23 protein-coding genes and 1 riboswitch are annotated in these 26,266 nt (G+C 64.9%); of the genes, 12 read left to right on the plus strand and 11 right to left on the minus strand.

Translation table 11 applies throughout. The annotated features are described in order from the left end of the window. The first annotated feature begins 66 nt into the window (after nt 1-66). The 3 genes from V6F88_RS09805 (at nt 67) to gluQRS (ending at nt 3,746) form a co-directional block, all read left to right on the plus strand. Nucleotides 67-2,091, plus strand: coding sequence for a TRAP transporter permease (locus V6F88_RS09805; protein WP_332609187.1), 2,025 nt, complete (start codon nt 67-69; stop codon nt 2,089-2,091). Between the two features lie 261 nt (nt 2,092-2,352). Then, nucleotides 2,353-2,811 carry a DUF494 family protein gene (locus V6F88_RS09810; RefSeq protein WP_006216709.1) on the plus strand — a complete coding sequence of 153 codons (459 nt, stop codon included), beginning with the start codon at nt 2,353-2,355 and terminating at the stop codon, nt 2,809-2,811. Nucleotides 2,812-2,852: 41 nt separating this feature from the next. Continuing rightward, entirely contained in the window at nt 2,853-3,746 is an 894-nt protein-coding gene (gluQRS, locus tag V6F88_RS09815) for a tRNA glutamyl-Q(34) synthetase GluQRS (RefSeq protein WP_332609188.1), read from the plus strand. Between the two features lie 7 nt (nt 3,747-3,753). Here gluQRS and V6F88_RS09820 read toward each other — a convergent pair whose 3' ends face one another. After that, nucleotides 3,754-6,381 (minus strand): GDYXXLXY domain-containing protein, encoded by a 2,628-nt coding sequence (locus V6F88_RS09820; protein WP_332609190.1) that lies wholly within the window; start codon nt 6,379-6,381, stop codon nt 3,754-3,756. Nucleotides 6,382-6,443: 62 nt separating this feature from the next. Here V6F88_RS09820 and V6F88_RS09825 point away from each other — a divergent pair, with 62 nt between their 5' ends. From V6F88_RS09825 to V6F88_RS09845, 5 genes are all read left to right on the plus strand, one after another. Then, nucleotides 6,444-9,092 (plus strand): DNA topoisomerase III, encoded by a 2,649-nt coding sequence (locus tag V6F88_RS09825; protein ID WP_332609191.1) that lies wholly within the window; start codon nt 6,444-6,446, stop codon nt 9,090-9,092. A 180-nt stretch (nt 9,093-9,272) separates the two neighbouring features. After that, nucleotides 9,273-10,331: an ABC transporter substrate-binding protein gene (locus tag V6F88_RS09830; protein WP_332609192.1), complete on the plus strand. Its 1,059-nt coding sequence runs from the start codon at nt 9,273-9,275 to the stop codon at nt 10,329-10,331. Further along, nucleotides 10,331-11,101 (plus strand): ABC transporter ATP-binding protein, encoded by a 771-nt coding sequence (locus tag V6F88_RS09835; protein ID WP_332609194.1) that lies wholly within the window; start codon nt 10,331-10,333, stop codon nt 11,099-11,101. The genes V6F88_RS09830 and V6F88_RS09835 overlap by 1 nt, the downstream gene beginning before the upstream one ends. 13 nt (nt 11,102-11,114) lie before the next feature. Next, nucleotides 11,115-11,969: an ABC transporter permease gene (locus V6F88_RS09840; protein WP_332609195.1), complete on the plus strand. Its 855-nt coding sequence runs from the start codon at nt 11,115-11,117 to the stop codon at nt 11,967-11,969. Between the two features lie 25 nt (nt 11,970-11,994). Further along, on the plus strand, nt 11,995-12,774 hold the full coding sequence (locus V6F88_RS09845; RefSeq protein ID WP_332609196.1) for an SDR family oxidoreductase: 780 nt from the start codon (nt 11,995-11,997) through the stop codon (nt 12,772-12,774). 4 nt (nt 12,775-12,778) lie between these two features. On the opposite strand, the gene ilvB is transcribed toward V6F88_RS09845, so the two are convergent. Next, nucleotides 12,779-14,605: a biosynthetic-type acetolactate synthase large subunit gene (ilvB, locus tag V6F88_RS09850; RefSeq protein WP_332610233.1), complete on the minus strand. Its 1,827-nt coding sequence runs from the start codon at nt 14,603-14,605 to the stop codon at nt 12,779-12,781. 93 nt (nt 14,606-14,698) lie between these two features. On the opposite strand from ilvB, the gene V6F88_RS09855 reads away from it, so the two are divergent. Then, nucleotides 14,699-15,169, plus strand: coding sequence for an Lrp/AsnC family transcriptional regulator (locus V6F88_RS09855; protein ID WP_332609197.1), 471 nt, complete (start codon nt 14,699-14,701; stop codon nt 15,167-15,169). Nucleotides 15,170-15,176: 7 nt separating this feature from the next. Here the strand turns inward: V6F88_RS09855 and V6F88_RS09860 are convergent, their stop codons facing one another. After that, entirely contained in the window at nt 15,177-16,097 is a 921-nt protein-coding gene (locus V6F88_RS09860) for a bestrophin family protein (protein WP_332609198.1), read from the minus strand. Nucleotides 16,098-16,213: 116 nt separating this feature from the next. Between V6F88_RS09860 and V6F88_RS09865 the strand changes: the two genes are divergently transcribed. From V6F88_RS09865 to V6F88_RS09875, 3 genes are all read left to right on the plus strand, one after another. Continuing rightward, complete coding sequence (locus V6F88_RS09865; RefSeq protein ID WP_332609199.1) at nt 16,214-16,810, plus strand: SET domain-containing protein; 597 nt, start codon at nt 16,214-16,216, stop codon at nt 16,808-16,810. An 86-nt stretch (nt 16,811-16,896) separates the two neighbouring features. Further along, a riboswitch (FMN riboswitch) is annotated at nt 16,897-17,051 on the plus strand. Nucleotides 17,052-17,163: 112 nt separating this feature from the next. Then, complete coding sequence (gene ribB / locus V6F88_RS09870) at nt 17,164-17,877, plus strand: 3,4-dihydroxy-2-butanone-4-phosphate synthase (RefSeq protein WP_332609202.1); 714 nt, start codon at nt 17,164-17,166, stop codon at nt 17,875-17,877. 165 nt (nt 17,878-18,042) lie between these two features. Beyond that, on the plus strand, nt 18,043-18,693 hold the full coding sequence (locus V6F88_RS09875) for a TetR/AcrR family transcriptional regulator (protein WP_332609203.1): 651 nt from the start codon (nt 18,043-18,045) through the stop codon (nt 18,691-18,693). 19 nt (nt 18,694-18,712) lie between these two features. Here the strand turns inward: V6F88_RS09875 and V6F88_RS09880 are convergent, their stop codons facing one another. The 8 genes from V6F88_RS09880 to V6F88_RS09915 all read right to left on the minus strand — a co-directional run bounded on the left by V6F88_RS09880 (nt 18,713) and on the right by V6F88_RS09915 (nt 25,823). After that, nucleotides 18,713-19,228 (minus strand): nucleoside 2-deoxyribosyltransferase, encoded by a 516-nt coding sequence (locus V6F88_RS09880; RefSeq protein WP_332609205.1) that lies wholly within the window; start codon nt 19,226-19,228, stop codon nt 18,713-18,715. 5 nt (nt 19,229-19,233) lie between these two features. Then, nucleotides 19,234-19,803 carry a flavin reductase family protein gene (locus V6F88_RS09885; protein ID WP_332609206.1) on the minus strand — a complete coding sequence of 190 codons (570 nt, stop codon included), beginning with the start codon at nt 19,801-19,803 and terminating at the stop codon, nt 19,234-19,236. Nucleotides 19,804-19,813: 10 nt separating this feature from the next. Beyond that, entirely contained in the window at nt 19,814-20,272 is a 459-nt protein-coding gene (locus V6F88_RS09890) for a nuclear transport factor 2 family protein (RefSeq protein WP_332609209.1), read from the minus strand. Nucleotides 20,273-20,410: 138 nt separating this feature from the next. Beyond that, nucleotides 20,411-21,022 carry an NAD(P)-dependent oxidoreductase gene (locus tag V6F88_RS09895; RefSeq protein ID WP_332609211.1) on the minus strand — a complete coding sequence of 204 codons (612 nt, stop codon included), beginning with the start codon at nt 21,020-21,022 and terminating at the stop codon, nt 20,411-20,413. Nucleotides 21,023-21,201: 179 nt separating this feature from the next. Next, the gene (gene panE, locus V6F88_RS09900) at nt 21,202-22,128 is read right to left on the minus strand and encodes a 2-dehydropantoate 2-reductase (RefSeq protein ID WP_332609212.1); all 927 of its coding nucleotides are present in this window, start codon (nt 22,126-22,128) and stop codon (nt 21,202-21,204) included. A gap of 145 nt (nt 22,129-22,273) precedes the next feature. Then, the gene (locus V6F88_RS09905) at nt 22,274-23,833 is read right to left on the minus strand and encodes a type VI immunity family protein (RefSeq protein ID WP_332609213.1); all 1,560 of its coding nucleotides are present in this window, start codon (nt 23,831-23,833) and stop codon (nt 22,274-22,276) included. 14 nt (nt 23,834-23,847) lie between these two features. Further along, nucleotides 23,848-24,711, minus strand: a complete 864-nt coding sequence (locus V6F88_RS09910; RefSeq protein ID WP_332609215.1) for a VRR-NUC domain-containing protein — start codon at nt 24,709-24,711, stop codon at nt 23,848-23,850. 197 nt (nt 24,712-24,908) lie between these two features. Next, a complete protein-coding gene (locus tag V6F88_RS09915) occupies nt 24,909-25,823 on the minus strand; it encodes a DedA family protein/thiosulfate sulfurtransferase GlpE (protein WP_332609216.1) in 915 nt (304 codons plus the stop codon). Nucleotides 25,824-26,266: the final 443 nt, after the last annotated feature.

Below are 26,266 nucleotides of genomic sequence, written 5' to 3' on the forward strand. Positions count from 1 at the left end.
TGCGCCGGCATTGCGCAGGGCCGCCTCGTGCGGCCCTGTTTGCGGATTCACCTGAGAAATACGTCGATGGAAATAGACCACGAAAAGACCCAGCAGCTGGCGGAAAAATACGATTCCGAAATCCGCTTCCGGCCGCTGGACAAGACCGCCACCTGGATCGTCTCGGGCCTGCTGGTCACGCTCTCGATCTTTCATTACTACACCGCGGGCTTTGGCCTGCTGCGCGAAGCCACGCATCGGGGCGTGCACCTGGCGTTTGTGCTCAGCCTGATTTTCCTGGTGTTCGGTTTTTCGAAATCGCACTATCAGCGCGAGCCGAAATCCACCTGGTACGCGCCGGGCGGCATCCCGCTGTATGACTGGGTCATCGCCGTGGCGCTGGCGCTGTCGGTGATGTACATCCCGTACATCTTCGAAGACCTGGCGTTCCGCGTGGGCAATCCGTTGCCCATCGACGTGTTCATGGGGTCCATCCTGCTGATCGGCCTGCTGGAAGCCACGCGCCGCGCCATGGGCTGGCCGCTGCCGATCATCGCCCTGGTGTTCATGGCCTACGCCATGTTCGGCCCGTACTTCCCGGGCCTGCTGCAACATGCGGGCAACAGCTGGTCCCAGATCGTCAACCACATGTATTTGACCAGCCAGGGCGTGTACGGCGTGGCGGTGGGCGTGGTGGCGACCTACGTATTTCACTTCGTGCTGTTCGGCGTGCTGGCCACCCGCATCGGGCTTGGCCAGTTGTTCCTGGACGTGGCCTCGAAAGTTGCCGGCCGCTATGCCGGCGGCCCGGCCAAGGTGTCGGTGTTTGGCTCGGCCATGTTCGGCATGTTGTCCGGTTCATCGGTGGCCAACGCGGTCACGGTGGGGTCGCTGACCATTCCCGCGATGATCCGCGTGGGCTATCCGCGCCACTTCGCGGCCGGGGTCGAAGCCGCCAGCAGCACCGGCGGGCAGATCACGCCACCCATCATGGGCGCGGCGGCGTTCCTGATGATCGAATTCTTGGGCATCCCGTACCAGCAGATCGCCATCGCCGGTATCTTTCCGGCCTTCCTGTACTTCTTCGGCCTGTTCATGCAGGTGCACTTCGAGGCCAAGCGCGAAGGGCTGCGCGGCCTGACGGCCGAGGAAATGCCCAAGCTGAAGCAGTCGTTCAAGATGCGCTGGCCGACCTTGATCCCGCTGTTCCTGCTGATCGGCGTGCTGGCCAGCGGCCGCACGCCGTATCTGGCGGCATTCGCGGGCATCACCGGCTGCGTCCTGGTGGGGCTGCTCAATCCGTACCAGCGCTTGCGTTGGCGTGATCTGTACGAAGCCTTCGAGACCGGCGCCAAGTACGCGCTGGCCGTGGGGGCCGCTGCCGGCACGGTAGGTATCGTGATCGGTGTGGTGACGCTGACGGGCGTGGGTTTCAAGGTGTCGTACATCGTGATCTCGGCGGCGCAGTCCATCGCCGGCGTGGCCTCGGCGGTGATTCCGGAGGCCATCGCGAATACGCAGTCGCTGACGCTGGTGGCCGCGCTGATCATGACGGGCATTGTCTGCATCCTGATGGGTTGCGGCATTCCCACCACTGCCAATTACCTGATCATGGTGGCGGTGGCCGCGCCCACGCTGGTGCAGCTGGGCGTGCAGCCGATTGCGGCGCACTTCTTCGTGTTCTATTTCGGCATCCTGGCAGACATCACGCCGCCCGTGGCGCTAGCGGCCTACGCGGCGGCCGGGATGGCGGGCAGTGACCCGTTCCAAACGGGCAACACGGCATTCAGGCTGGGCATCACCAAGCTGATCGTGCCGTTCGTGTTCGTGTTTTCGCCGTCGCTGCTGATTTCGGTGCAGGGCTTCACCTGGTACGACTTCTTCGTGACGCTGATCGGCTGCATGGTGGGCCTGGTGCTGCTGTCGGCGGCGTTCTCGCGCTACATGCTGGTCGGCATGAAGAGCTGGGAACGGTGGCTGTGCACGCTGGGCGCGTTGCTGACGATCGTGCCGGGGGTGACCAGCGGCGTGATCGGGCTGGCCATCTGCATCCCGGTGTTCATCCGCCAGTTTGCCGGACTGAAGCTGGAGAATGCGGCCAAGGCAGCCTGAGAACCGCTCTGCCGGCGCGGTCCGGCAAGGGATAAAAACAGGGGCGGACCCGATTGTCCGCCCCTGTTTTCTTTTGCGCTATCGCGCATTTCGGCAGCAAATAAGGGCAGAATGGGGGCCGTCCACGACAGGGTGACGCCATACAACATTCCGCCTTTTCGCCGGTTGCCCGGCTAAATAAATCAGCGTAAAGTAAAATTCATGTTTGCTGGTCTGCCGATATGCGGGCCGACTGTGCAAACAGGCACAACACTGCGCCATATGTTCGATATCCTGGTTTATCTGTTCGAGAATTACTACACGCCGCAAGCCTGTCCTGCGGCCGATGTGCTCGCAAAGCGGCTAGCCGCCGCCGGTTTCGAGCACGAAGACATCGACGACGCGCTCGGTTGGCTGTATGGCCTTGCCGAGACCACCGAACGATGTGTCGACCTCGCTCAGGCGCCCAACACCGGAACCCGGATCTACACCGACAACGAATACAGCCAGCTCGGCTCCGAATCCATCGGCTTCATCGCCTTCCTGGAATCGGCCGGCGTGCTGCCGGCGCCCCTGCGTGAGATCGTCATCGACCGAGGCCTCGCTTCGCCCGAAACGCCCGTGCCGCTATCCAAGATCAAGATCATCGCCCTCATGGTTCTCTGGAGCCAGGAAGCCGAGATCGACAACCTGGTCCTGGAAGAGCTGCTGGACGAAGAGGGCGTGCGGTTGTTGCATTGAAGCGGCGCGCAGGTTTTTTGCGGTTGCTGTAAGCGGTTGCCATGCCGTACGTAGGCCGATTCGCCCCCAGCCCTAGCGGCCCGCTCCACGCGGGTTCGCTGGTGGCCGCGCTGGCCAGTTGGCTGGACGCGCGCGCCCACGGCGGGCGCTGGCTGCTGCGCATGGAAGACGTGGACACCCCCCGCACCGTCGCAGGGGCCGCCGACACCATCATGGCGCAACTGCGCGCATTGGGTTTGCACTGGGACGGCGACGTCCTGTGGCAGTCCCAGCGCAACGCCGCCTATCAATCCGCGTTTGACTCGCTTGCCGCCCGTGGCCTGATCTACGGCTGCGGCTGCACGCGCCGTGAAATCGCCGATTCCGCCTTGCGCGGCCAGACCGCGCCTGGCGCCGACGGTGAACGTCCGTATCCAGGCACCTGCCGTCACGGCTTGCCGCCCGGCCGGCAGGCGCGCGCGTGGCGCTTGCGCGTGCCTGACGGCGTTGAACATTTCGAAGACCGCTGGCTGGGTCCGCAAGAGCAGGACGTGGCCGCCGCCGTGGGCGACTTTGCCTTGCGGCGCGCCGATGGCTTGTGGGCGTATCAATTGGCAGTGGTAGTGGACGACGGGGAGCAGGGCGTGACCGATGTGGTGCGTGGCGCGGATCTGCTCAGTTCCACCGCGCGCCAGCGCGTGCTGGGCCGCCTGCTGGGCTTGCCACCGCTGCGCTACCTGCACGTGCCGTTGATGCTGGACGCGGCCAGCGGCTTGAAGTTGTCCAAGCAGAACGGCGCGCCTCCCATCGACATCGGCGCTCCCCTTAACGCGCTGCAAGAAGCATGGCGTGGTTTGGGTTTCGCGCCCATCTCGGCGGCGGAACCGGAAGCATTCCTGTCGGCGGCCACCGCGCACTGGGCGCGGCGCTTTCCGCTGCCATCCCTTCAAAAATAGCGCGCTGCTACAGCGGTTGCAGGTCTTCGCCCAGCATCCGCACCAACAAGGCTTCGCCGTTTTCCGCCACGCGCAGTTCGCCATATCGCGCCACTTCAAAGCGCTTGGCCTCGCCCTCCTGGAAGAACCAGGCGTTGGTGACGATACGCACGCCGCGATCGCGCACCCGGTATCGCAACGGCACTTCGCCCGGCGCATGCGGCTGCGCGTTCGGCTGGATGCGTAGCGGCGTGGCCACGCCGCGCGCATCGGCTTGCAGCATCACGTATCCGTCGGGCTCAAACCCCATCAGGGAGTCCTCGTCCGCCAGGCGATCGCCACCCAAGCGCAGCCGGGTGATGTCGCGGCTGGCGGCGAAATTCAGCGCCATGTAGTCGCCCTGCATCAGCGACCGGGGATCGACCGGCGCCAGTTCCAGAATCACGACCTTGCCGGTAGCCAGCAGCTTTTCGCGCTGCCAGATGCCGCCATTGGCCACCACCAGCACCAGCGCCAGACCGCCCAGAATGGCCAGCGTGCGCCAGCGCAGCGGACCTGACACCGGCGGCAGCGGCGCGCGCCGGTCGGGCGCCTGCGTACGCATCAAGCGCGGCACCAGCCAGACCAGGCCGCGCAGCACGAACAGCAGCGCGGCGCCACCGCCCAGCCACAGCGCCTTTTGCAGCAGCGGCACATCCAACTGGTAGTAATAGACGCCCAGATAAGCCAGCAGGCTCAACACGCCAAAGATGACCAACCGCAGCTGGTTCAGCCCAAAGCCCAGCAACAGCCAGGCCAGCGCAAAGCCCACGCCCGGGCTGGGCAGCCAGAAAAGCGCCAGGGCCAGCAAGGCGATGGGCACGCCCCAGGTCACGCCGCCCGTCAGCACGTGGCGGCGCGGCCATAGCACCGCCAGCGCGGCGGCGGCCGGCAACAGCGCACCGGCCACCACCAGGAACGCGCCCTGGGGGTTCAGCTTCCACATGGCCGGCAGGTGCAGGGCCGAGATGCCGCCCGCCAGCCAGACCATGCCTTGCACGGACAGCAGGAAGGCCCAGGCCAGCGGCTCCATCGCGTGGCCGCGCTTGCCGCCCACGCGATGGCTCCAGGTCAGGATGACGGCCGTGGCCCAGGCGCCGATCACGGCAATCGGCAGCCAGACGAAGCCGGCGCGGCCCGCGTCGAAGTACAGCCAGGCGTCCAGCAGGTCGTCGCGCATCAACTCGGGCGACAGCCCGCGCCAGATCAGGGCAGCGCCCGCCGCCGCGATCAACAGGCCCGACAAAAAGCGCAGGATCACATCCGGGCCCAGCGCGTAGACCACCGCCGCCAGCAGCAATACAAAGAAGCAGGCGCTGGTGAACGACGTGGAACTGGACAGCCCGTAGATGATGAGGATCTGGCCCGTGAAGGCCATCGCGGTGCCGCATTGGCGCCAGAACGGTCCGGCGTCGCTGCGCAGCACCGCCACGCCAGCGCCGCACAGCACCAGCCCGGCCACCAGCGCGCCTTCTTCCGACGTCACGATGCCCGAGAACGCCACGAACACCAGCAGCAGCAGGGTAGCCAGCCAGGCGCTCAGGCCCAGCAGGCATTGCACGTACCAAGGCGGTTCGGCATGTGGCTTGGCGGCAGGGGCCAGCTGCACGACAGGGGTGCCGGCATCGCCGGATTCGACCGCGTTGCCGGCCGATGCGGCGGCCGGTTCGGCATCGGCGGCCACCACGGCGGCCCCGGGTTCGGCCGCCAGCTTGCGCAGCCAGCGCGCGGCCAGCACGGCCTCGGCCATGAGCAGGGCGGCCAGGGGCAGCGCGGCCCACACGCCGGGCTCCAGGCGCAGCAACCATTCGCCCACTACACGCAGCGACACGCAGATGACGCCCGCCGCCAGCATCGCCAGAATGACCAGGTCGCGCCGACCGCGCTGATAGTAAAGGCCCAGCCCCAACGTCGCGGCCAACCAGGCAACGCCGTTAAGGGACCCGACGCCGCGCAGGATGAAGTCCCCGAACATCAAGGACAGCACCAGGGCGCTGATGGCGATGGCGGCCAGGACGCGCGGCCCGATCAGCGTGCTGGCCCGCCAGCGTCGCGCCGCCAGTTCCCAGCCCAACAGCAGCGTCAGGTTCAGCGCCGCCATGATGAGGTTGGGCAGGCCCGAGCCGTCATAGATGGCATACCAGGTGAAGACGCGTTCGCCCAACCACAATGCGGCCGCCACATTCAGCACCAGCGCCCACAACAGCCACACCGCCTGGCTGGCCGAGGCCAGCGCCCAGGGCAGCAGCAGAACCGCCCACCAGGCGAACAATTCCCAGGTATCGGCGCCAGTCTGGTAAGTTTGACCCAATAACGCGAGCAAGGCGCCCAGCAAGATGCCGGCCAAAGCCAGAAGCGCGCCGGGGATGCTGCGCCGCACGCCAGGCGAGGCCCGCAGGCGCAAACCGGCCCAGGCCGCAGCCAATGCCGAGATCGCCAGCAAACCCTGCGTGCCGGCAAAGCGTTGCACTTTTGTCATGTCTTGCCAGTTGGCGGCAACCCAGCAAATCGCAGCGCTGCCCAGCAGCAAAACGCCTAGCCACAAGGTGCTTCGCGCCAAGAATTGACGCCAAGCGTGCAGTTCGGATCCCGCTTGCCTTTCAGTGCCGACTTGCATCTGGCGAATCTCCGATCTTATTATCCGCGCTACTAAGGCGGGACTACCGCCACTGGATACACATGAATAAAACGCTGATTATTGCCGAGAAGCCCTCGGTGGCCCTTGATATATCACGCGCCTTGGGAGGCTTTGCGCGCGAGGGCGACTATTTTGAAAGCGAACGTTACGTACTCGCGTCCAGCATCGGCCATTTGCTGAGCTTGGTCGCGCCCAATGATCCGGTCAAGGGAAAGTGGAGCTTCGCGCACCTGCCCGTGATTCCGCCGGAATTCGAACTGGGCCCCACCGACAAGAAGTCGGCGGAGCGCCTGAAGCTGCTGGTTCGCCTGGCCAAGCGCAAGGACGTGGATTCGATCATCAACGCCTGTGACGCGGGACGCGAGGGCGAACTGATCTTCCGCTACATCATTCAGTATGCGGGCGTGAAAAAGCCGATTCAGCGCCTCTGGCTGCAATCGATGACGCAGGCCGCCATCCGCGAAGCCTTTGCCAACCTGCGCGACGACGTGCAGCTCAAGCCGCTGGAAGCGGCCGCCCGCTCGCGCGCTGAAGCCGACTGGCTGGTAGGCATCAACGGCACGCGCGCCATGACCGCCTTCAACAGCAAGGACGGCGGCTTCTTCAAGACGCCGGTCGGCCGGGTGCAGACGCCCACACTGGCCATCGTGGCCGAGCGCGAAGAGCGCATCCGCCGCTTCGTGCCGCGCGACTACTGGGAAGTGCGCGCCACCTTCATCGCCGCCGCCGGCCTGTACGAAGGCCGCTGGATCGACCCGCAATTCAAGAAAGACGACCGCGACCCGGAAAAGCGCGAATCGCGCCTGTGGTCCGCCGCCGCCGCCCAGAGCGTGGTGGCAGCCTGCCGCGACCAGCCGGGCAACGTCACTGAAGAATCCAAGCCGTCGACCCAGATGTCGCCGGCCCTGTACGACCTGACGTCGTTGCAGCGCGAGGCCAACGGCCGTTTCGGCTTTTCGGCCAAGACCACGCTGGCCCTGGCGCAGACCCTGTACGAACGCCACAAGGCGCTGACCTATCCGCGTACCGATTCCCGCTATCTGCCCGAGGACTACATCACCACGGTGCAGGAAACCATGCGCGCGCTGGCCAAGGGCGGCTCGAACGCCGTGGGCGGCCTGGCCCGCCACGCGGACACCGTCGTCAGCCAGCAGTGGGTGAAGCCAAACCGCCGCATCTTCGACAACAAGAAGGTGTCGGATCACTTTGCCATCATTCCCACGCTGCAAATCCCGCATGACCTCAGCGAGGCCGAGGCCAAGCTGTACGACCTGGTGCTCAAGCGCTTTCTGGCCGTGTTCTTCCCGGCCGCCGAATACCGCGTCACCACCCGCCTGACCGAAGTGCAGGGGCATCGCTTCCGCACCGACGGCAAGGTGCTGGTCACGCCGGGCTGGCTGGCCGTGTACGGCAAGGAAGCCCAAGGCGAAGACGCCAACCTGGTGCCGGTTGCCGACGGCGAAACGGTGCGCACGGAAGACGTCGAAGCCGTCGGCCTGTCGACCAAGCCGCCCGCCCGCTTCAACGAAGGCACCTTGCTGTCAGCCATGGAAGGCGCCGGCAAGCTGGTGGACGACGAAGAGCTGCGCGAAGCCATGTCCGAACGCGGGCTGGGTACGCCGGCCACGCGGGCTGCCATCATCGAAGGCCTGCTCAACGAGGTGTATTTGCGCCGTGAAGGCCGCGACCTGGTGCCCACCGCCAAGGCGCGCCAGCTGATGACGCTGTTGTCGGGCCTGGACGTGACCGAACTGACCTCGCCAGAACTGACCGGCGAATGGGAACACAAGCTCAAGCAGATCGAGCAGGGCGGCCTGGGCCGTGAGGCCTTCATGCGCGAGATTGCGCAGATGACCCAGGTGATCGTCAAGCGCGCCAAGGAATACGAGCGCGACACGGTGCCGGGCGACTACGCCACCTTGCAAACGCCGTGCCCCAAGTGCGGCGCGGTGGTCAAGGAAAACTATCGCCGCTTCGCCTGCACCGCCTGCGATTTCTCGATCGGCAAGCACCCGGGCGGCCGCACGTTCGAACTGCCGGAAGTCGAAGAGCTGCTGGCCAAGCGCGAGATCGGTCCGCTGCAAGGCTTCATCAGCAAGATGGGCCGTCCGTTTGCAGCCATCCTGCGCATCAGCGACGAGTACAAGCTGGAGTTCGACTTCGGTCAGAACGACGAAGACGATACCGAGGCGGTGGACTTCTCGGGCCACACGCCGGTCGGCCCCTGCCCCAAGTGCCAGTCGCGCGTGTTCGAGCACGGCATGAGCTACGTGTGCGAGAAGTCGGTCGGGCCTGAAAAGACCTGCGACTTCCGCTCGGGCAAGGTCATCCTGCAACAGGAGATCTCGGCCGAACAGATGGGCAAGCTGCTGAACACCGGCCGCACCGACCTGCTGGACGGCTTTGTGTCCAGCCGCACGAACCGCAAGTTCAAGGCTTTCCTGGTGCGCCAGCCCGACGGCAAGATCGGCTTCGAATTCGAGCCGCGTCCTGAAAAGCCGGGCCGCGCGCCGTCCAAGACCGCCTCGAAAACGGCAACGAAGACGGCGACGAAGACCGCAGCGAAAAAAGCGCCCGCCAAGAAGGCGGCGGTGAAGAAAGCGGCAACCAAGACAGCCACTAAGACGGCCACCAAGACCGCCGCCAAAAAGGCAGTCAAAAAGGCCGCGCCGAAGAAAACCGCTTCGTAGCGGGAATCCGGCGCGACGAAAAGGGCGGAACCATCCGCCCCGATCACGCCCGGTCCCCAACCCGGTCACCCCTTGCCGACCCACGCCCGGACAACCCGGGCGTTTTCCATTGTTGGGCCGCACACGCTGGGGTATTGTTTACGCCAAACAGCGCCACCCAAAAATCAATCCGAGGACGACATGATCCACAGCCCCCGCTTCACCACGCGCCGCCGCATCCTGACCTCCGCCGGCGCCTTGGCCGGTGTGGCCCTGCTTGACGGGCGCGTCGCGTTTGCCCAGCCCAAGCTGGGCCGCGTCGTCTACGGGCAGGGCAGCATCGACCCCTTTTTCGCGGCCGGCTACGTGGCGCTGAAGAAGGGCTACTTCACCGAAGGCGGCCTGGACGTTGAATACCTGAATTCGCAAAGCGGCCCGCGCACCAACCAATTGCTGGCGGCCGGCCAGATCGTGTTCGGCGCCACCGCCGCCACCGCCGCGCCCGCGCTGACCATTGCCGGCAAGGCCGCCACGCTGGTGTTCGGCTTTGACCGCAAGCTGACGTACGCCAACATCATCGTGCGCCGCGAAGACTTCGAAAGCGGCAAGATCAAATCGTTGAAAGACCTGGCCGGCAAGCGCGTCGGCGCCACACAACCGCAGTCCAGCACCTGGCTGATGGCGCTGTACCTGATGCAGAAAGCCGGCGTGGCGGACAAGGTCGACATCCGCCCCCTGGGCGATCTGGCCACGATGCTGGGCGCGTTGAAGACGGGCTCGGTATCCGCCAGCATGGCCACCATGTCCATGATGGAACAGGCCCGCCAGGAAGGCTGGGGCGTGCCCATTTTCGACGCCACCACCGAGGCGTCGTGGAACGAATTCATGGGCGGCGACGTGCCCGGCATTGCCGCGCTGACCCTGCAAGACACCATCCAGAAGCGCCCGGAAGTGGTGCAGGCCTTCGTCAGCGCAATGGTCAAGGCGCAGGACTTCATCACCGCCACGCCGGCCTCGGGCATTGCCGACGTGATCTACGACGACTACCTCAGCGCGTTCCCGCGCGCCGCCATTGAGAAGACATTGGGCGTCTACAAAGACACGGTGTTCCTGAAAGACAACATCATCACCGAAGACGCGTACAACCGCATGACGGCCATCATGGGCGACGGCCGCCAGTTTTCCAATGACGAAATCAAGACCGTGCCCTATGCCAAATGCGTGGACATGAGCTTCGTGCGCAAAGCGCGGGGCCTTTGATGATTACGCTGGACAAGGTCGGCAAGGCGTACCAGTCACGCCAGGGCACGACGCATGCGGTGGGCGACGTCAGCCTGAGCATCGAAGCGGGTGAATTCGTCTCGATCGTCGGCCCCTCGGGTTGCGGCAAAAGCACGCTGCTGAACATGATCGCCGGTTTCTTGCGGCCCACCACCGGCACCATTCACGTGGACGGCCGGCAAGTTGACGGGCAGGTGCCTCCTGCGCTGGGCTACATCTTTCAGAAAGACACCTTGCTGCCGTGGTTCAGCGTCAGGAAGAACGTGGCGCTGGGCTTGAAGTTTCACGGCGTGGCCGCCGACAAGATCGCGCAGCGCGTGGCAGAGCTGCTAGCGCTTGGCCACCTGACCGACTTCGCCGACGCCTTCCCGCACCAGCTGTCGGGCGGCATGCGGCGGCGCGTGGCGCTATTGATGAGCCTGGCCGTCGAGCCGCGCATCCTGCTGCTGGACGAGCCCTTTGGCGCGCTGGACACGCACACCAAAACGCACCTGCATCGCGAGCTGATGGAGATCTGGCGCAAGCTGGGCCAGACCATCGTGATGGTCACGCACGACCTGGACGAAGCCATCCTGCTGTCGGACCGGGTGGTGGTGCTGTCCGGCCCACCCAGCCGCGTGCTGCTGGACGAACGCATCCGCATCCCGCATCCGCGCGACGTCTTCACGCTGCGCGAAACGCCGCAATTCGTGGCCCACGTGCAAAGCCTCTGGAGCGTGCTGGGCCAGCAGTTCCGCGCCGCCGCCTGATTCTTCCCGCCCCATGATTCCGACTGAAACCTCAAATTCCTTGCAGGACCAGCTGCGGCTGGACCGCCGCGCCGGCATCAAGCGCCGCGTGCGCATCACGTTGTGGCAGGTGCTGATTCTTGCCATCATTCTTGGGTCATGGGAAACGCTGACGCGCATTCCGTGGTTCACGCAGAACACCTTGTTCGATCCGTTCTTCATCAGCCAGCCGTCGCGCGTGGCGGTGCGTTTGTGGGAATGGCTGCAACCCGGCCCACGCTCGGTCTGGCCGCATCTTTGGCTGACCTTGCAAGCCACGATGGTGGGCCTGGTGGTGGGAGTGGGCAGCGGCTTCATCGTCGGCATGACGCTTAGCCGCAGCCGCTTCCTGGCCGATGTCTTCAACCCGTTCATCGTGGCGTTCAACTCGATGCCGCGCATCGCCTTCGTGCCGCTCATCACCATGTTCTTCGGCCTGGGGCTGGCCTCCAAGGTGGTGACGTCGTGGTTCGTGGTGTTCTTCCTGGTGTTCTTCAACACCTACAAAGGCGGCCGCAGCGTCGAACGTGAACTGGTGGACTTCTGCCGCACGCTGGGCGGCTCGCCGCGCCAGATCCTGTGGCGCGTGCGCATACCCACCGCCGCGGCCTGGACGTTCGCCGCCTTGCCCAACGCTATCAGCTTTGCGCTGATCGGCGTGGTGCTGGCCGAATTCGTCGGGTCGACCACGGGCATGGGCTATCTGATGATCACCGCGCTGGCCACCTTGAACGCCACCGACATGTTCGCGGCCGTGACGCTGCTGTCCATCGTCGGTATCGCGCTGGTTTATTGTGTGACCTGGCTGGAACGGCGGCTGCTGCATTGGGCGCCGGAGTTCAGGGAATGACCATGAAAAATTCGGGACAGCATTGATGAGCACTCTTCCCTATTTACGTAACTTCGACCTGACGGGCCAGGTGGCGCTGATAACCGGGTCCGCGCGCGGGCTGGGCTTTTGCATCGCGCGGGCGTTGGCCGGCTGCGGCGCGCGCGTGTTGATCAACGGCCGCAACAGCGCGTCGGTGGACGCCGCCGTGGCCGAGCTCGCCGACGCGGGCCTGGATGCGCATGCCTTGCCGTTCGACGTCAGCAACGACGCCGACATGGCGCGCGCCTTCCAGCGCATCGACGACGAACATGGCCGGCTGGACGTGCTGGTCAACAACGTGGGCGCACGCAACCGCAAGACGTTGCGCGACACGACGCCGGCCGAAATCCGCGAATTGATCGACACCGATCTGGTGACCGGCATACTGCTGGCCAAGTTCGCGGCCGAACGCATGGTGCGCCAGGGCGGCGGACGCCTGATCGCGATCACGTCGGTGGTGGGGGAATTGGCGCGCGCGGGCGACGCCGTCTATCCCGCCGCCAAGCAGGGGCTGACGGGCATGGTGCGCGCGCTGGCGGCAGAATTTGGTGGCCAGCACATCACCAGCAACGCCATCGCGCCGGGCACGTTCGCCACGGAAACCAACGCGGCCATGGTGGCGGACCCGAACTTCGGCCCGCGGATCGCCGCGCGCAATCCAACGGGCCGGTGGGGCGAGCCGGAAGAAATCGCGGGCGCGGCGGTATTCCTGGCGTCACCGGCCGCGTCCTACGTGAACGGACACGTGCTGGTGGTGGACGGCGGCCTGTCGATCCAGTTCTAGGCGATCAGGTCGTCTCGTCCTGGTACCAGACGCCTTCGGCCAGCATCATCTTCTGGTGGCCATGGCCGGCCGGCATCATCGGAAAGCAGTTCTCTTGCGCGGTCACGGCCACGTCAAGAAAGTACGGCCCTTCATGCGCCAGGCATTCGGCCAGCGCGGCGTCCAGCTTGGCCGGATCATCCACGCGCGCCGCGCCCCAGCCGAACGCGCGCGCCAGCGCCACGAAGTCGGGCAGCGACGCGTTATAGCTGTGGCTGTAGCGCCCGCCGTGGATCAGTTCCTGCCATTGGCGCACCATGCCCATGTAGCCGTTGTTGCACAGCACCACCTTCACGGGCGTCTGGTGCTGCATGGCGGTGGACAGTTCCTGGATGTTCATCAGCACCGACGCATCGCCGCTGACGCACACCACGGTCTTGTCCGGATGCGCCACCTGCGCGCCGATGGCGGCGGGCACGCCATAGCCCATCGTGCCGGCGCCGCCAGAGGTCAACCAGCGGTTCGGCTTGTCGAAACGCAGGTATTGCGCGGCCCACATCTGGTGCTGGCCCACGTCGGTGGACACGATGGCGTCGCGATCGGCCAGCGCGGCGTTCAGGCTGGACATCAGGTGCTGCGGCAAGATGGCGTCGGCGGCGGGCGTGAAGCCCAGGCAGTCCTGCGCACGCCAGGCCTCGATGCGCTTGAACCACGGCGCCAGGCGCGCGGGCTCCAGCGGTGCGTCGCCCAGTTCAGCACGCAGCGCGCGCACCAGCGGCAGGCAGTCGCCCACCAGCGCCACGTCCACGCGCACCACCTTGTTGATGGAAGCAGGGTCGATGTCGATATGGATCTTGCGCGCGTGCGGGCAAAACTCGGACAGCTTGCCGGTGATGCGATCGTCGAACCGGGCGCCGATGCACACCACCAGATCCGCGTTGTGCATGGCCAGGTTGGCTTCGACGGTGCCATGCATGCCCAGCATGCCGACAAACTGCGGGTCGGACGCGGGGAAGGCGCCCAGGCCCATCAGCGTCAGGGTGCACGGCGCGCCGGTGTGGCGCACCAGATCCGTGAAGGCCTCGCAGGCCTCGGGGCCTGCGTTCACCAGGCCGCCACCGCCGTAGAAGATGGGCCGCTTGGCCTGTGCGACCAACGCGGCGGCGCGGCGCACGGCCGACTGCGGCAACTTGGCCGCCAGCTTGCCCGACTGCCGGCGCGCTCGCAGCGCGGCCAGCTTTTGCTGCGACGGCAGGCCGGGCACGTCGTCGTCCGCATCGCGCGGCACGGCCAGCTGCACGTCTTTAGGAAAGTCCACCAGCACCGGGCCGGGCCGGCCCTGGCGGGTCAGTTCAAAGGCACGCGCCACCACGTTGGCCACGTCGTCCACGGCGCGGATCTGAGTATTCCATTTGGTGACGGAACGCGAAATGCCGATGGCGTCGCATTCCTGAAAGGCGTCGGTGCCGATCGCGGCGGTAGCGACCTGGCCGCTGATGCACAGCACCGGAATCGAATCGCACATGGCGTCCAGCAGGCCGGAGGTGGTGTTGGCCATGCCGGGGCCGGAGGTCACAAAGACCACGCCCGTGCGGCCGGTGCTGCGGGCATAGCCCTCGGCGGCATGCACGGCGGCCTGCTCGTGGCGCACCAGCACGTGGCGCAGGCGCGGCTCGGCGTACAGGGCGTCGTACAGCGGCAGGACCGCGCCCCCCGGGTAGCCGAACACGGTATCGACCCCGTTCGCAATCAGCGTATCGAGCAGAATCTTGGCCCCGTTCGCAAGAGGGGCTTCGGTGGCGGCTAGCGCGGCGGCGGCGGTGGGGTGCAGGCGATCGTTCATGCTATCTATCTTATTCGTAGGCGCGCAGAATTTTTATCTTCTTTTCCACGAATACGGGTCTGCCGGAGTAAATTCATCTTTGATTTGGAGGAATCAAAGAAAATGAACCTGGACAAGTTTGACCTCGCCATTTTGAAGGTGCTGCAAGAGAACGCGCGCGCCAGCTTGAATGAGATCGGTGCGGCGGTGGGCCTGTCGTCTACCCCGTGCTGGAATCGCATCAAGCGGATGGAGGGCGCCGGCGTCATCCGCGGGTACACCGTGGACATCGACCCGGCCAGCCTGGGGTTCATGGACACGGTCATCGTCCACGTCACGCTGGAAAGCCACAGCGAAGAAACCTTATACGAGTTCGGCCGCGCGCTGGCGGCCATTCCCGAAGTGCTGGAAGCATTTCTGGTGTCGGGCGACTACGACTATTACATCCGCATCGCCGTGCGCGATACGCGCGACTACGAACGGCTGCTGCGCGAACAGCTGTACCGCATCCCTGGCATCCGCCACAGCAAGTCCTGCTTCGTGCTGCGCCGCTTGAAAGAGACGATGCTGCCGCTGACCGGGCCGGTCAGCTGAGGCGTCGTCAGCGCAGCACGTAGTCCTGCGGCACGGCCGGTTCCGGTAGCGGGCGCACGCCCAGGCCTTCCAGCAGGTCGATCTCGATCACGCGGGCCAGCGCCGACAAAGGCAGGTCGTTTTCTTCCAGGCCGAAGGGGTCTTCAAGCTCGTCGCCCAACGCGTCCAGCCCGAAGAAGGTATAGGCAATGATGATGACCGCCACGGGCGTCAGATATTCCAGCGTGCCCACCAGCCCGAAGGGCAGGAGCAGGCAGAACAGCCATGCCGTGCGATGCAGCAGCAAGGAATACGCAAACGGACAGGGCGTGAACTTGATGCGTTCGCAGGCGGCCTGGATGGCGGCGCACTGGGCCACGCGTTGGGTCAGGCCCTGGTAAAGAATGTCGCTGAGTTCGCCGCGCCGCAGGCAGCCGGCCAGATCGCGGTTAATGGCCATGAGCAGGGCGTCGGGCACGTTGCGGCAACCGGCCAGCGTATCCAGCTCGTCTTGTTGCACCCAGGGGCGCACCGCATCGGCCACGTCTTGCCCGCGCAGCCGCGCCGCCAGGCCATAGCCAAAGCCGATGCAGCGCCGTACCAGCCGTTCCTGGATGGGGTTGGCCGTGCTGGCGGCCAGCAGCACCGCGCTTTCGCGCGCCAGGCTGCGCGCCTGCACGATCAGGTCGCCCCACTGCTTGCGGGCTTCCCACCAACGGTCATAGCAGACGTTGTTGCGAAACCCCATGAACACCGACAACGCCAGCCCGAACAGCGAAAACGGCACCGCCGTCAGGTGCGCGGGCGAGAACCACTGGCGGTGGTACATCCACACCACCACGCAGGACAACAGCGTGATGACGATGATCCTGCTGAGAATGCGCGGGATGATGGAACCCCGCAACACAAAGAACAAACCCAACGCGGAAGGCCGCGGACGGACGATCATGATGAATATCAAGTAAAGACAAGGCGGCGCTCACTATACGCCTGTCATCCGTGTCACCGGCGCGTCGATATAATTCTGTTTCGTCTCATCCCCCCACCGTCTCGCCCCACGCCTCCATGACCACCGAAGCCACCCCGATCAAGCCCTGGCACGTCGTTCGCCGCTCGAAGTTGCATGGCAACGGCGTCTTCGCCGCTCGCAAGATCCCCGCGGGCACGCGCATCATCGAGTACGGCGGCGCGCGCATCAGCGCCAAGGAAGCCGACCGGCGCCACCCGACCAACCCGGACGATCCGTTTCACACGTTCTTCTTCGCGCTCAGTTCCGGCCGCGTGATCGACGGTGGCGACGAAGGCAACGACGCGCGCTGGATCAACCATTCCTGTCAGCCCAACTGCGAAGCGCAGGAAGGCAAGCACGGCAAGCGCGTCTACATCGTGGCCTTGCAGGACATCCCGCGCGGCACCGAGCTGTCGTATGACTACGGGCTGGTGCTGGACGGCCGCATCACCAAGGCGCTGAAAGAGGGCTACCGCTGCCTGTGCGGCACCCCGCCGTGCCGAGGCACGATGCTGGCGCTGCCGAAAAAGGCGGCGAAAAAGGCGGCGAAGAAGGCAACGAACACGACGACGACGAAAAAGGCGACGACGACGACGAAGACGACGAAAAAGGCCCCGACCAAGGCGGCCCCGGCCGACAAGTCCGTCCCCTGAAGGCCTTCGTACGCGGCCCCGCCCGGCCTGTTCCACCGCGCGCGCGGACAGGCGTACAATCGCCGATGTCGTTAACACGACATGCAGTACGTCTTCAGGGCGGGGTGTAATTCCCCACCGGCGGTATGCCATGCAATGTGGCAAGCCCGCGAGCGCCCGGCGTCCTTCACGGACATCGGGGTCAGCAGATCTGGTGAGATGCCAGAGCCGACGGTCATAGTCCGGATGAGAGAAGATGTGCCGGCACAACACCCCGTCACCAGGCGCGCTTGCGCCTGGAACGTTGTATTGCGCTTGGCTGTCGATTAGCCCTGAAACGTTTTTCGCCCCCTTCATTTTGCGAGAGCGTTTCAATGTCCAACCTCAATACCCCGCAGTCCCTGCCCAGCCTGGCTTCGCAACCGTTCGCCGCCCGTTTGCAGCGCGCGCTGCATCATCTGCGCCTGGGCCGTCCCGTCATCCTCATGGACGACTTCGATCGCGAGAACGAAGCCGACCTGATCGTCGCCGCCGACAAGCTGACCGTGCCGGTCATGGCGCAACTGATCCGCGACGGCAGCGGCATCGTCTGCCTTTGCCTGCCCGGCGAAACGCTGGACCGCCTGGAACTTGCGCCCATGGTCACGCGCAACCAAAGCCGCTTCGCCACCGCATTCACCGTGTCGATCGAGGCGCGCGACGGCGTCAGCACCGGCGTGTCCGCCGTGGACCGGGTCACCACCATCCGCGCGGCGATTTCGCCGACCGCGCAAAGCGAAGACATCGTCAGCCCCGGCCACGTGTTCCCGCTGCGCGCGCAGCCCGGTGGCGTGCTGACGCGACGCGGCCACACCGAAGGCTCGGTTGATCTGGCCGTGCTGGCCGGCCTGCGCCCCGCCGGCGTGCTGTGCGAACTGATGAACCCCGACGGCACCATGATGCGCGGCGCGTCGCTTGAGCGCTACGCTGCCCAGCACGGCCTGGTCGCGCTGACCATCGCCGAACTAGCCGAGCACCTGCAACTGCTGAAAGACGGTCACACACAGCCCGTGGACGACGAAGTGCTGGAAATGGCCGCCACGGTCTGACGTCGGGCATTGAGAAAGAGTGCGTGAAAAGGGCGTGGCGATCTGACACCATCGCGACAGAATTTGTCGATGGCATAATCCGCGCTTGCGGGTAAAAAACCAGATTGCCTGCCGTAAATTCCATGAGCCATTGCTCAGGTTTGATACTCGCCTTTCAACGCATCCATGACCGCCATTCCCCAGCCCCGAAAATCGCCGCGCCAGCTCCGTTCCCAGCACACCGTCGATACGATCCTGCAAGCGACGGCTCGCGTTCTGGCCACGCACGGCTACGCGGGCACCAACACCAACCTGATCGCTGAAACGGCGGGTGTCAGCGTCGGCTCGCTGTATCAGTACTTTCCGAACAAGAACGCGCTGATCGCGGCGCTGCACCAGCGCCATGACAACCAGATGCTGGACGTCATCGACGATGTGCTCAACAGCAACCCCGCCGCGACGCTGAAAGAACGCGTGGCCGCCATCGTGCAGGCCATGTTGCACGCGCACCTGCTGGAACCCGCGCTGCACCGCGTGCTGGAACGGGAATTTCCCTTGTTCGACACGCCGCGCGAACACAGCATGGCCGATCAGGATATCCACCGCCGCATGCGGCATCTGCTGGAACTGCACCGGGCCGAAATCGCACAGCAGGATCGCGATCTGGCGACCTATGTGGTGCTGCGCATCATGGAATCGCTGGTGCACGCGGCGGCGCTGGAGCCGCCCGCGGGCTTTTCCACCAAGCAGCTGGAAGAGGCCGTGGTGGATGCGGTGATGGGGTATCTGGGGACGCCGGTGGCGAGGAAGGCGGCGCGCAAGAAGGTGGCGAAGTAAGCGGCCGCGACTGGCCCTATTACCGGCCCCCGCTGGCGTCCTGCGCCATGCGGGCCAGGCAATCAGAAGCCTTGCCCACCACGATGCGCGCGCTGCATGCCAGCATCAGGTTCAGGTTCAAGCCGAAGTCTTCCACCGTGTAGCCATCGGCGTCGACCATGCGCGCGGCGCCGTCATCGGCCGCCGCCCCGACCGCCACCTGATCGATCAGCGAGCCCGCCTGGCTGGTATAGCCCCATACCGGCTTGCCGCAGGCGATGGCGTAGCCCACTTCGAAGGCCGTGCCCGAATCCGGCTCAGTACCCCGAAACGCGTTCAGGTTGGCCATCACCATGTCGGCACGTCGGATCAGCGCGACGTTCTCGCGGTAGATCCACTGTGCCAGTGCCGCACCCGACAAGTCTTGCGGCGCCGTATTGTCCAAGGGAAAAAGCCCCTCGAAGCCGTACGTGGCGCACAGGGCCTTGAGCCGCTGGCCATGCGCCACGGCATCGGGCAGGAAGACCTCGAACCCCGCAAGATACACGCTGCGCATAGGGGCTACTCCGGTTCTGAAACGTTGAAGGGCTGGCCAGTGGCAAAGAACGAACCGCCCGCCACATAGTGAATCGAACGGCGCTCGTCTTCGGGGAAGTGCCAGCGGTTTTGCGAGAACACATCGGGCGCGGCCCAGGCGGCAACGACCTCGCCGATGAACAGATCATAAGCCTGCTGGTTGTGCGGTTCGGGCACCACCTTGCATTCCAGCCAGCCCAGGCAATCGCTGACCAGCGGCGCGCCGATCTTGCTGGCGGCAAATGTGGTCAGCCCGCAGTGCTCGAATTTGTCTACGCCGCGGCCTGTTTCAGAGCCCACCTTCAAGGTGGCGGCAGCTTGCGCGCGCGAGGGTATGCACAGCGCGAATTCGCCCGATGCGTCGATGAGTTCGCGCGTGTAGGTGTTCTTGTCCACCACCACCAGCATCTTGGCCGGATTGAAATCCAGCGGCATGGCCCACGCGGCCGCCATCACGTTGCGCGATGCGCCATGGGCACTGGTGACCAGCACGGTGGGGCCGTGGTTCAACAGCAGGTAGGAACGGGGCAACTCTACGGCTTCGATGCGTGACATGGCGGCCTTGTTAGAACATGCCGTTCTGATTGGCGGGGTTCTCGGGAATTTCCTGGCTGACGTCCCAGTGTTCGACGATCTTTCCTTTGTCGACCCGGAAAATGTCAACGATGGCCTGGCCGCGATCCTCAGGCGAATCACGCCACTGATTGTGGATCACCACCAGATCGCCCTCGGCGATCACCCGCTTGATGTCGACGATGGCCTGCGGATGCTGGTCGAAATAAGGCGGAAAGAAATCAACCATGGGGCTGACGCCATCGCGCATGTACGGGTTGTGCTGCACATAGTTGGGGCTGACGTACAGGCGCACGGCCTCGTCGATGTCGCGGTCCTGGAACATCATGCGAAAAAACGCAACGACGATCTCCTTGTTCGACTGCGGCGCGGCCGCCAGCGCCGGCACGCAGGCCAGGCTTTGAGACGCGAGCAGCACACAGGCGGCCAAGGATTTGCACTTCATACGCATACGGACAACTTCTGGATACGCCGGCTGGCGGCCTGCCAGTTTACAAACAAAACGGCGGGTTCCGGCAGGCTTGCACAATTGAAAAAGGAGCCCTTGACGGGCTCCCAAGTACCTTGGCGGCAGTGGCCGGCGGCCGCTTCAGTAGCCGACGGTGTAGCGTCGGCGCGCATGCTGGGGAGTTTCGATTTCGTCGGCCAGCGCAATCGCGTAGTCCTCCATCGAAATCCAGCTCTTGCCTTCGTCGTCAGCCAGCAGGTGGTCTTCGCCCAGGCGGAAGCTGCCGGTGCGCTCGCCCGGCTCGAACATTGCCGAGGGCGACAGGAACGTCCAGTTCAGCACCTTTTCCTGGCGCAGCGTGTCCAGGAACACGACGCCGGCGCGCGCCTCGGGCTTGTAGGCATCCGGAAATTCAGGGGTATCGATCAGCAGCGTGCCGGGCGCCACCAGCAGGCTGCCCGCGCCGCCCACCACCAGCAGGCGCGGCACGCCCGCGTTCTTCACGGCGGCGATCAGGGGCTTGGCGTCGGTCGACACGAAGCGCGTGGCGCTGACCACCGCATCGTGCCCGGTAAGCAAGGGAGTCAAGGTGGCGGGGTCGGTGGCGTCGCCCTGCTGGACGATCAATCCGGGTTGGACGTTGACGTCGGCCGGGTTGCGGGCAATGCCCGTTACCTGGTGGCCGCGCTTGAGCAGTTCGTCCGCCACGCGCGAGCCCACACGGCCCGTGATTCCGATCAATGCGATTTTCATGGTCTTGCTCCTGGGAAAGGGGCGGGGCGGCAGCCGGTGCACGATGCGCCGCCTGCCGCCCCGAATCTGGCAATCCATACTATTCGGTCAAATCCGAACAAAAAACCCGATTATCGCGACGAGTTTTTTGCAATCCGTGCATCAATCGACCGGGGACTCGATTTGGACCCGCTACGGATTCAACCCGCCGCGCGCTGCGCTTGATAGACCTGCAAATGCGAAAACGCCACGCGCAGATAGGTGGCATCCACACCCAGCGTGTGTGCGCGATGCACCATGTCGCCCACGATGTGATCGGCTTCGACCGGCAGGCCCTGGCGCAAGTCCCGGAACATGGACGCCGTCATCGGCTGCGTGCGGTCGCTGATCAAGTTCTGCACAAACGCATCAGCTTCGGGACGCACCGCATGGCCGGACGCGGCGGCCACGGCCTGCGATTCTTGCAGCAGGCTTTTCAGGATATCGATGCCGTCATCGGTGGACGCGATCTGGCCGATCGAGCCGCGCATCAGGCAGGTGGCGGCGGCCAGCGTGGTCAGCATCACGTACTTTTCCCACATGTCCTGGTGGATGTCTTCGCTAAGGCGGCTGACATATTCACCACCGGCCAGCGCCTGTTCCAGCGCCACGCAGCGCTCGCTGCGCGCCGGGCCCGCACGTTCGCCAAAGACGATGTTCGCGTGCTTGCCCAGGTGCACGACTTCGCCGTCCTGGCCCAGCGTGGCGTTAATCTGGCACAGCCCGCCCAAGACGCGATGCGGATCAAACTCGCGGTCCAGCACGTCGTATTGCAGCACGCCATTCATGATGGGCAACACGGCGGTGTCCGGGCCGACGGCGGGACGGATGGCGTCGATGGCGCTGGCCAGGTCGTACGCCTTGCAGCTGAGCACAACCACGTCATAGGCGCCTTGCAGCGTCTGCTGGGTGGCCAGTTTCGGATGCAGGGTGGCATCACCCAACGGGCTCTTGATGCGCAAGCCTTGTTCGCGCAAGCGCGCGGCACGCGGTTCGCGCACCAGAAAGGTCACATCCGCGCCCGCCTGCGCGGCGCGCCCGCCGAAATATCCGCCCGTGCCGCCGGCACCCAAAAACAACAACCGCATTCGTCTCTCCTGTAGCCGCCCGCCTGTATTGCGGGCTGAACTGGAATTATGCGCTTGGCAAGAAGCCTCGCCCACCCCGGCGTGCATCCGAAGGATGCCTGCACGTCTACAACGCGTGGCAGGGCCGATCACCAACCTGGGCCGGTTATTTCATGAATGTCACCATTACCCAGGTGACGTCCTGCCCATTGATCTGCGGGAAGATCGTCTGATACATGAAGGTCTGGGGGCCCGTGGCAAATTCCTGGCACGTCCATGTACCGGGATAGGGGCAGGCCTGGCCCGACCGACCGTGCGCGGCGCCCGCGGGCGCGGCCACGGCTTCGTGCATCCACCGCCACGTTATTGGCCGCCCTTGGTACGCCGGCAAGGGCTCATGCTTGGCCACGACGCACAAGACGTCGGCCACTTCGTGCGCGCGCCACTGACCGGCGCGAGGGGCAAGCTGGCCCGTTTCGGCGCGGCGCGCCGGTTCAGGTTCAGGCGCCCGCTGGTCGATATCGCGTTGCCAGATGACGCGCCCGCGCGAGGTGTCCTGGGAGATGGGTGGCGCGACGTCGTCGGCCTTGAAGTAGCGGCGTGACTGGTCTTGCGCCAGCGTGTACCACCAGCCCTCAGACGGAATCGTGCTGCCCACGACGACGTGGGTGGGTACGGGATCGACCGCCGGCGCCCCCGGTTCATGACCACGAATTTCCGGCTTGGGCCAATCGCTGTCATCGTCGAACCGCGCCAGCCAACGCTGAGTGTCGCGACGGTTGAAGCGTTCGTTCGGGTCGCCGTCCCATTCGCCGAAGCCAACCAGATCCAGCTGCGGGTGGCGAATTCTGCGCAGCAGCCGGTTGAGCAAAACGGGCAGCGCGGGCACGCCGTCTTCCACCGGATAGAGCTCGGGTTGCGGCCCCAGCTCGATCCAATGACCGCCACTGAGGGCGTCGATACGGATACGCGGATCGGCAAGTTGCGCGATCACGTCTTCGCTGGAAAGAGACGCCTTATTGCGCCAGATGTCGGACAGGAAGAAGCCCCAGGTGGGTGGACGGATGCCGGAGGGCAGCTGCGGCGTGAGCGACATGCCGAACGGATAATCGGTATCCAGGCCATAAAAGTGTGGCGCCAACGCGCGATCCCATACCGCTGTTTCGGCACGCATGCCGAATTCAAGCGGGTTTCCCATTGAAAAGCCGCTGTAGACCTGGGCCGGCTTCAGGCGGCCGATAGTATCAAGCACGAACCGCCGCCACGCGTCTTTGTTCTCCAGCCACCATTGCCAGCGGTAATAAAACTGGATTGATGAGTAGTCCTCTCCTCCATCGCGCCAGTCGGCCGTTCGCCACAAGTACGCAGAATGAAGCGGCGAACTTTGATGGTTCTTTTCGTCGGTGAACTTCGCTGAAAACGTCTTTTCGACCGGAATCAACCTCGCCCATTCCCGTATGTCGCCAAGCCGCTTTGATCCATAGGAGTGTGGACGTTCGGATTGGGGATGCGTCGCGATTGTGAAAGGGTGGCCCAGCAACTTTTCGAACGCTTCCTTCACTTCTATCATCGCCAGCGTTGTCTGAAGACAGTGCGCTGGCTCGTAGCTCAAGTAGAACGTCAAGAACAGCGTGGTCGACAGTTCAAAGTCACTGTAGTCAATGGACGTGTGCGGCCACTTTTTTAGATCGTCGATCATGCCGGACAGGTCATCGTCGTCAATCAAGCGATGGCTCGTACTCATCGTCTTTTCCTTGGCGGCTGCGCGCCGCTGGAGTCCTTTGCGGGGCGGAATCCGGTGCAGTCCTCCGGGACGCGAAGCAAAGCAACCTTGTCGGTATTCCTGTTCATCAGCCTCACATAGTCCTGCATCTGCACATCCTTGACCCAGTCGTTCGGAAACTTGATCTCCACCGCCGCGAACACGTTGTCGACCTCAAACGGCTGCTGGCGGTATTCCACGATGACCAAATCCGGCGCCAAGCTGCCTTTCGGCCTTGGCCAGAAGGGGAAATATTCACTGATGCGCATGGGCCGCGTCGCCGGCTCACCCAGCATCGCCGCGCGCGACGCGGCGTTGTAGTTAGGTTCCGCTTTCAAAGGGCTTTGCCACGCCAGCAGGTCATCCACCGCTTCAAACACCAGCGACGCCGTTGTCTGCTTGAGCGCGATATCGATCGTGGTTTCGATGACGTCGCCCGGGATCTTCTTGCGTATCCGTCTGGGCACGATCAGCGGCGACTTCAGCGCCCACTGGCACACCATGCTGATCACCGGCCGGAATGGGATCTTGCGTTCGATGTACTGGCGGTATGTCACGTTTTCACGGCGGCCGCGCGACACCGTGACGTTGCCGCCAGTGCGCACGAACGTCGAGCTCTTGATGTCGATCTCTTTCTTCATGCCGCTGATGGCATCTTTCAGGATGGTCTGGACCTCTTTCTTGCGCTGGCCGATCTGCGCCAGCGTCTCGGCCGTTTCGATGGCGGTTTGCGCAGTTTCGTAGGCGGCGTAAGCACGATAGGCGCGATATCCCCAGATAAGCGCACCGACAACAGGGGCTGCCATGCAAGACCTCCTTGTCGACGGGAACCAGGCCGGCATGCAAGATGCACGGGGCCCTGGACCTCAACCCGAAGCGAAGATCTTGCGCAATAGACGCGGGGCAGGTCTATAGGAGGAGTCTGATAGCGCGTATCAGGGGAAGCCGGATTCCGACATGGCGCAAGACGGTCGGCCAGGGACTAGACCGGGCAACCGGATGCCACGGGTCATCGGTCCCACGTGTCGCCCCCTTCGCATCAAGCCTCTTGATTGCGCTCCATCCACGCCTCGTAGCCGCCGCGCAGCGCCCACGTCTTGGGATATCCGGCCGCGCGCAGGCGCGAGGCGAGCAGTGCGGCCGACACTTCGTTCGGGCAGGCGCAATAGACCACGATGTCTGAGTCCAGCGCCTGCGCGTCCAGCGTGGGCAGGGGCGCCTTCAGGTCCACGGCGATGGCGCCGGGAATGCGCGCGCCGTCGCCTTGCGCGTCGGGGCGCACGTCAAAGACCAGCGTGTTGCGGCCGTCCTGGCGCCATTGCATCAGCTCGTCGACCGACACGCGCGGGATGACGCGCAGGCTGCGCAGCAGGATCTTGCGGCGCAAAAAGCGCGCCACGATGTACAGCGCCAGCACCGCCGCCAGCACCCCCAGGCCCATCGGGCCGTAGGTGCCCAGCACATCCAGCACGTCGTTGATGACGCTGTGAAACAGCCCGCCCAGCAGTAGCGCGGACCCCGCCCAGATCATCGCGCCCACCAGGTCGTAAACCAGGAAGCGCCGATACGCCGTGCCCGTCAGGCCCGCCATGACGGTGGACAGCGCGCCCGCGCCGGGCAGGAACTTGCACACCAGCAAGGCCCGCACGCCGATGCGCAGATACAGGCGCTGCGTCTGGCGGATGCAGGAATCCTGCGACAAGGACATCTTGCAAACCACGCCCAACAGCCGCGCGCCATACCGGCGGCCGGCCACATACCACAGCGTGTCGGCCAGGAGGCAGGCAAACGTTGCCGCCAACCACGGCGCCAGCCAACCCGCCGCGCCGCCCAACGCACCGGCCGCGATCAACATGGGATAGGCAGGCACGGGCAAGCCCGCCTGTTCGACGAGGACGTTGGCGAACACTAGCCACCCGCCGTATTGCTCGAGCAGCAATTGAATGTCTTGCATGGATCTTCCAGCTTGCCGCGCCACGCACGGCTGAAGCGGCGATTTTAATGGGCGGGCCGTCCGCGCGGCGCTTGGCCGTGCCGTGCACAGGCCGAAACGCGGATTTTCCACACCTCCTGTCCGTTCCCTGGGACGGCAGGCACCAATTTGGTGCCACGCTTGCCCGCCAGGGTGCCTATAATTCCGCCCGGCCATCAGGTTTCCCCGACTAGTGCGGGGCAAGCCCATGGCATACAACTTGCTTCGCCAGGACTGGCAGCGAACCCGACCATGTGGATGGGACGCGCCTTCTGGCGCCCCCATCCGATGACCGATCCCACGCCCACGTTTTTGTCCGATTGCCCCGGCTTGTCCGCCGGCGGCCGGGACCGTGGAACGCTGGACCGCGAATCCGCGCGACACCCGCATTGCCGGCCGTGCCCGGCGCCGTCCCGCACAGACCG

The organism is Achromobacter sp. ESBL13 (assembly GCF_036668755.1).
Taxonomy (GTDB): domain Bacteria; phylum Pseudomonadota; class Gammaproteobacteria; order Burkholderiales; family Burkholderiaceae_B; genus Achromobacter.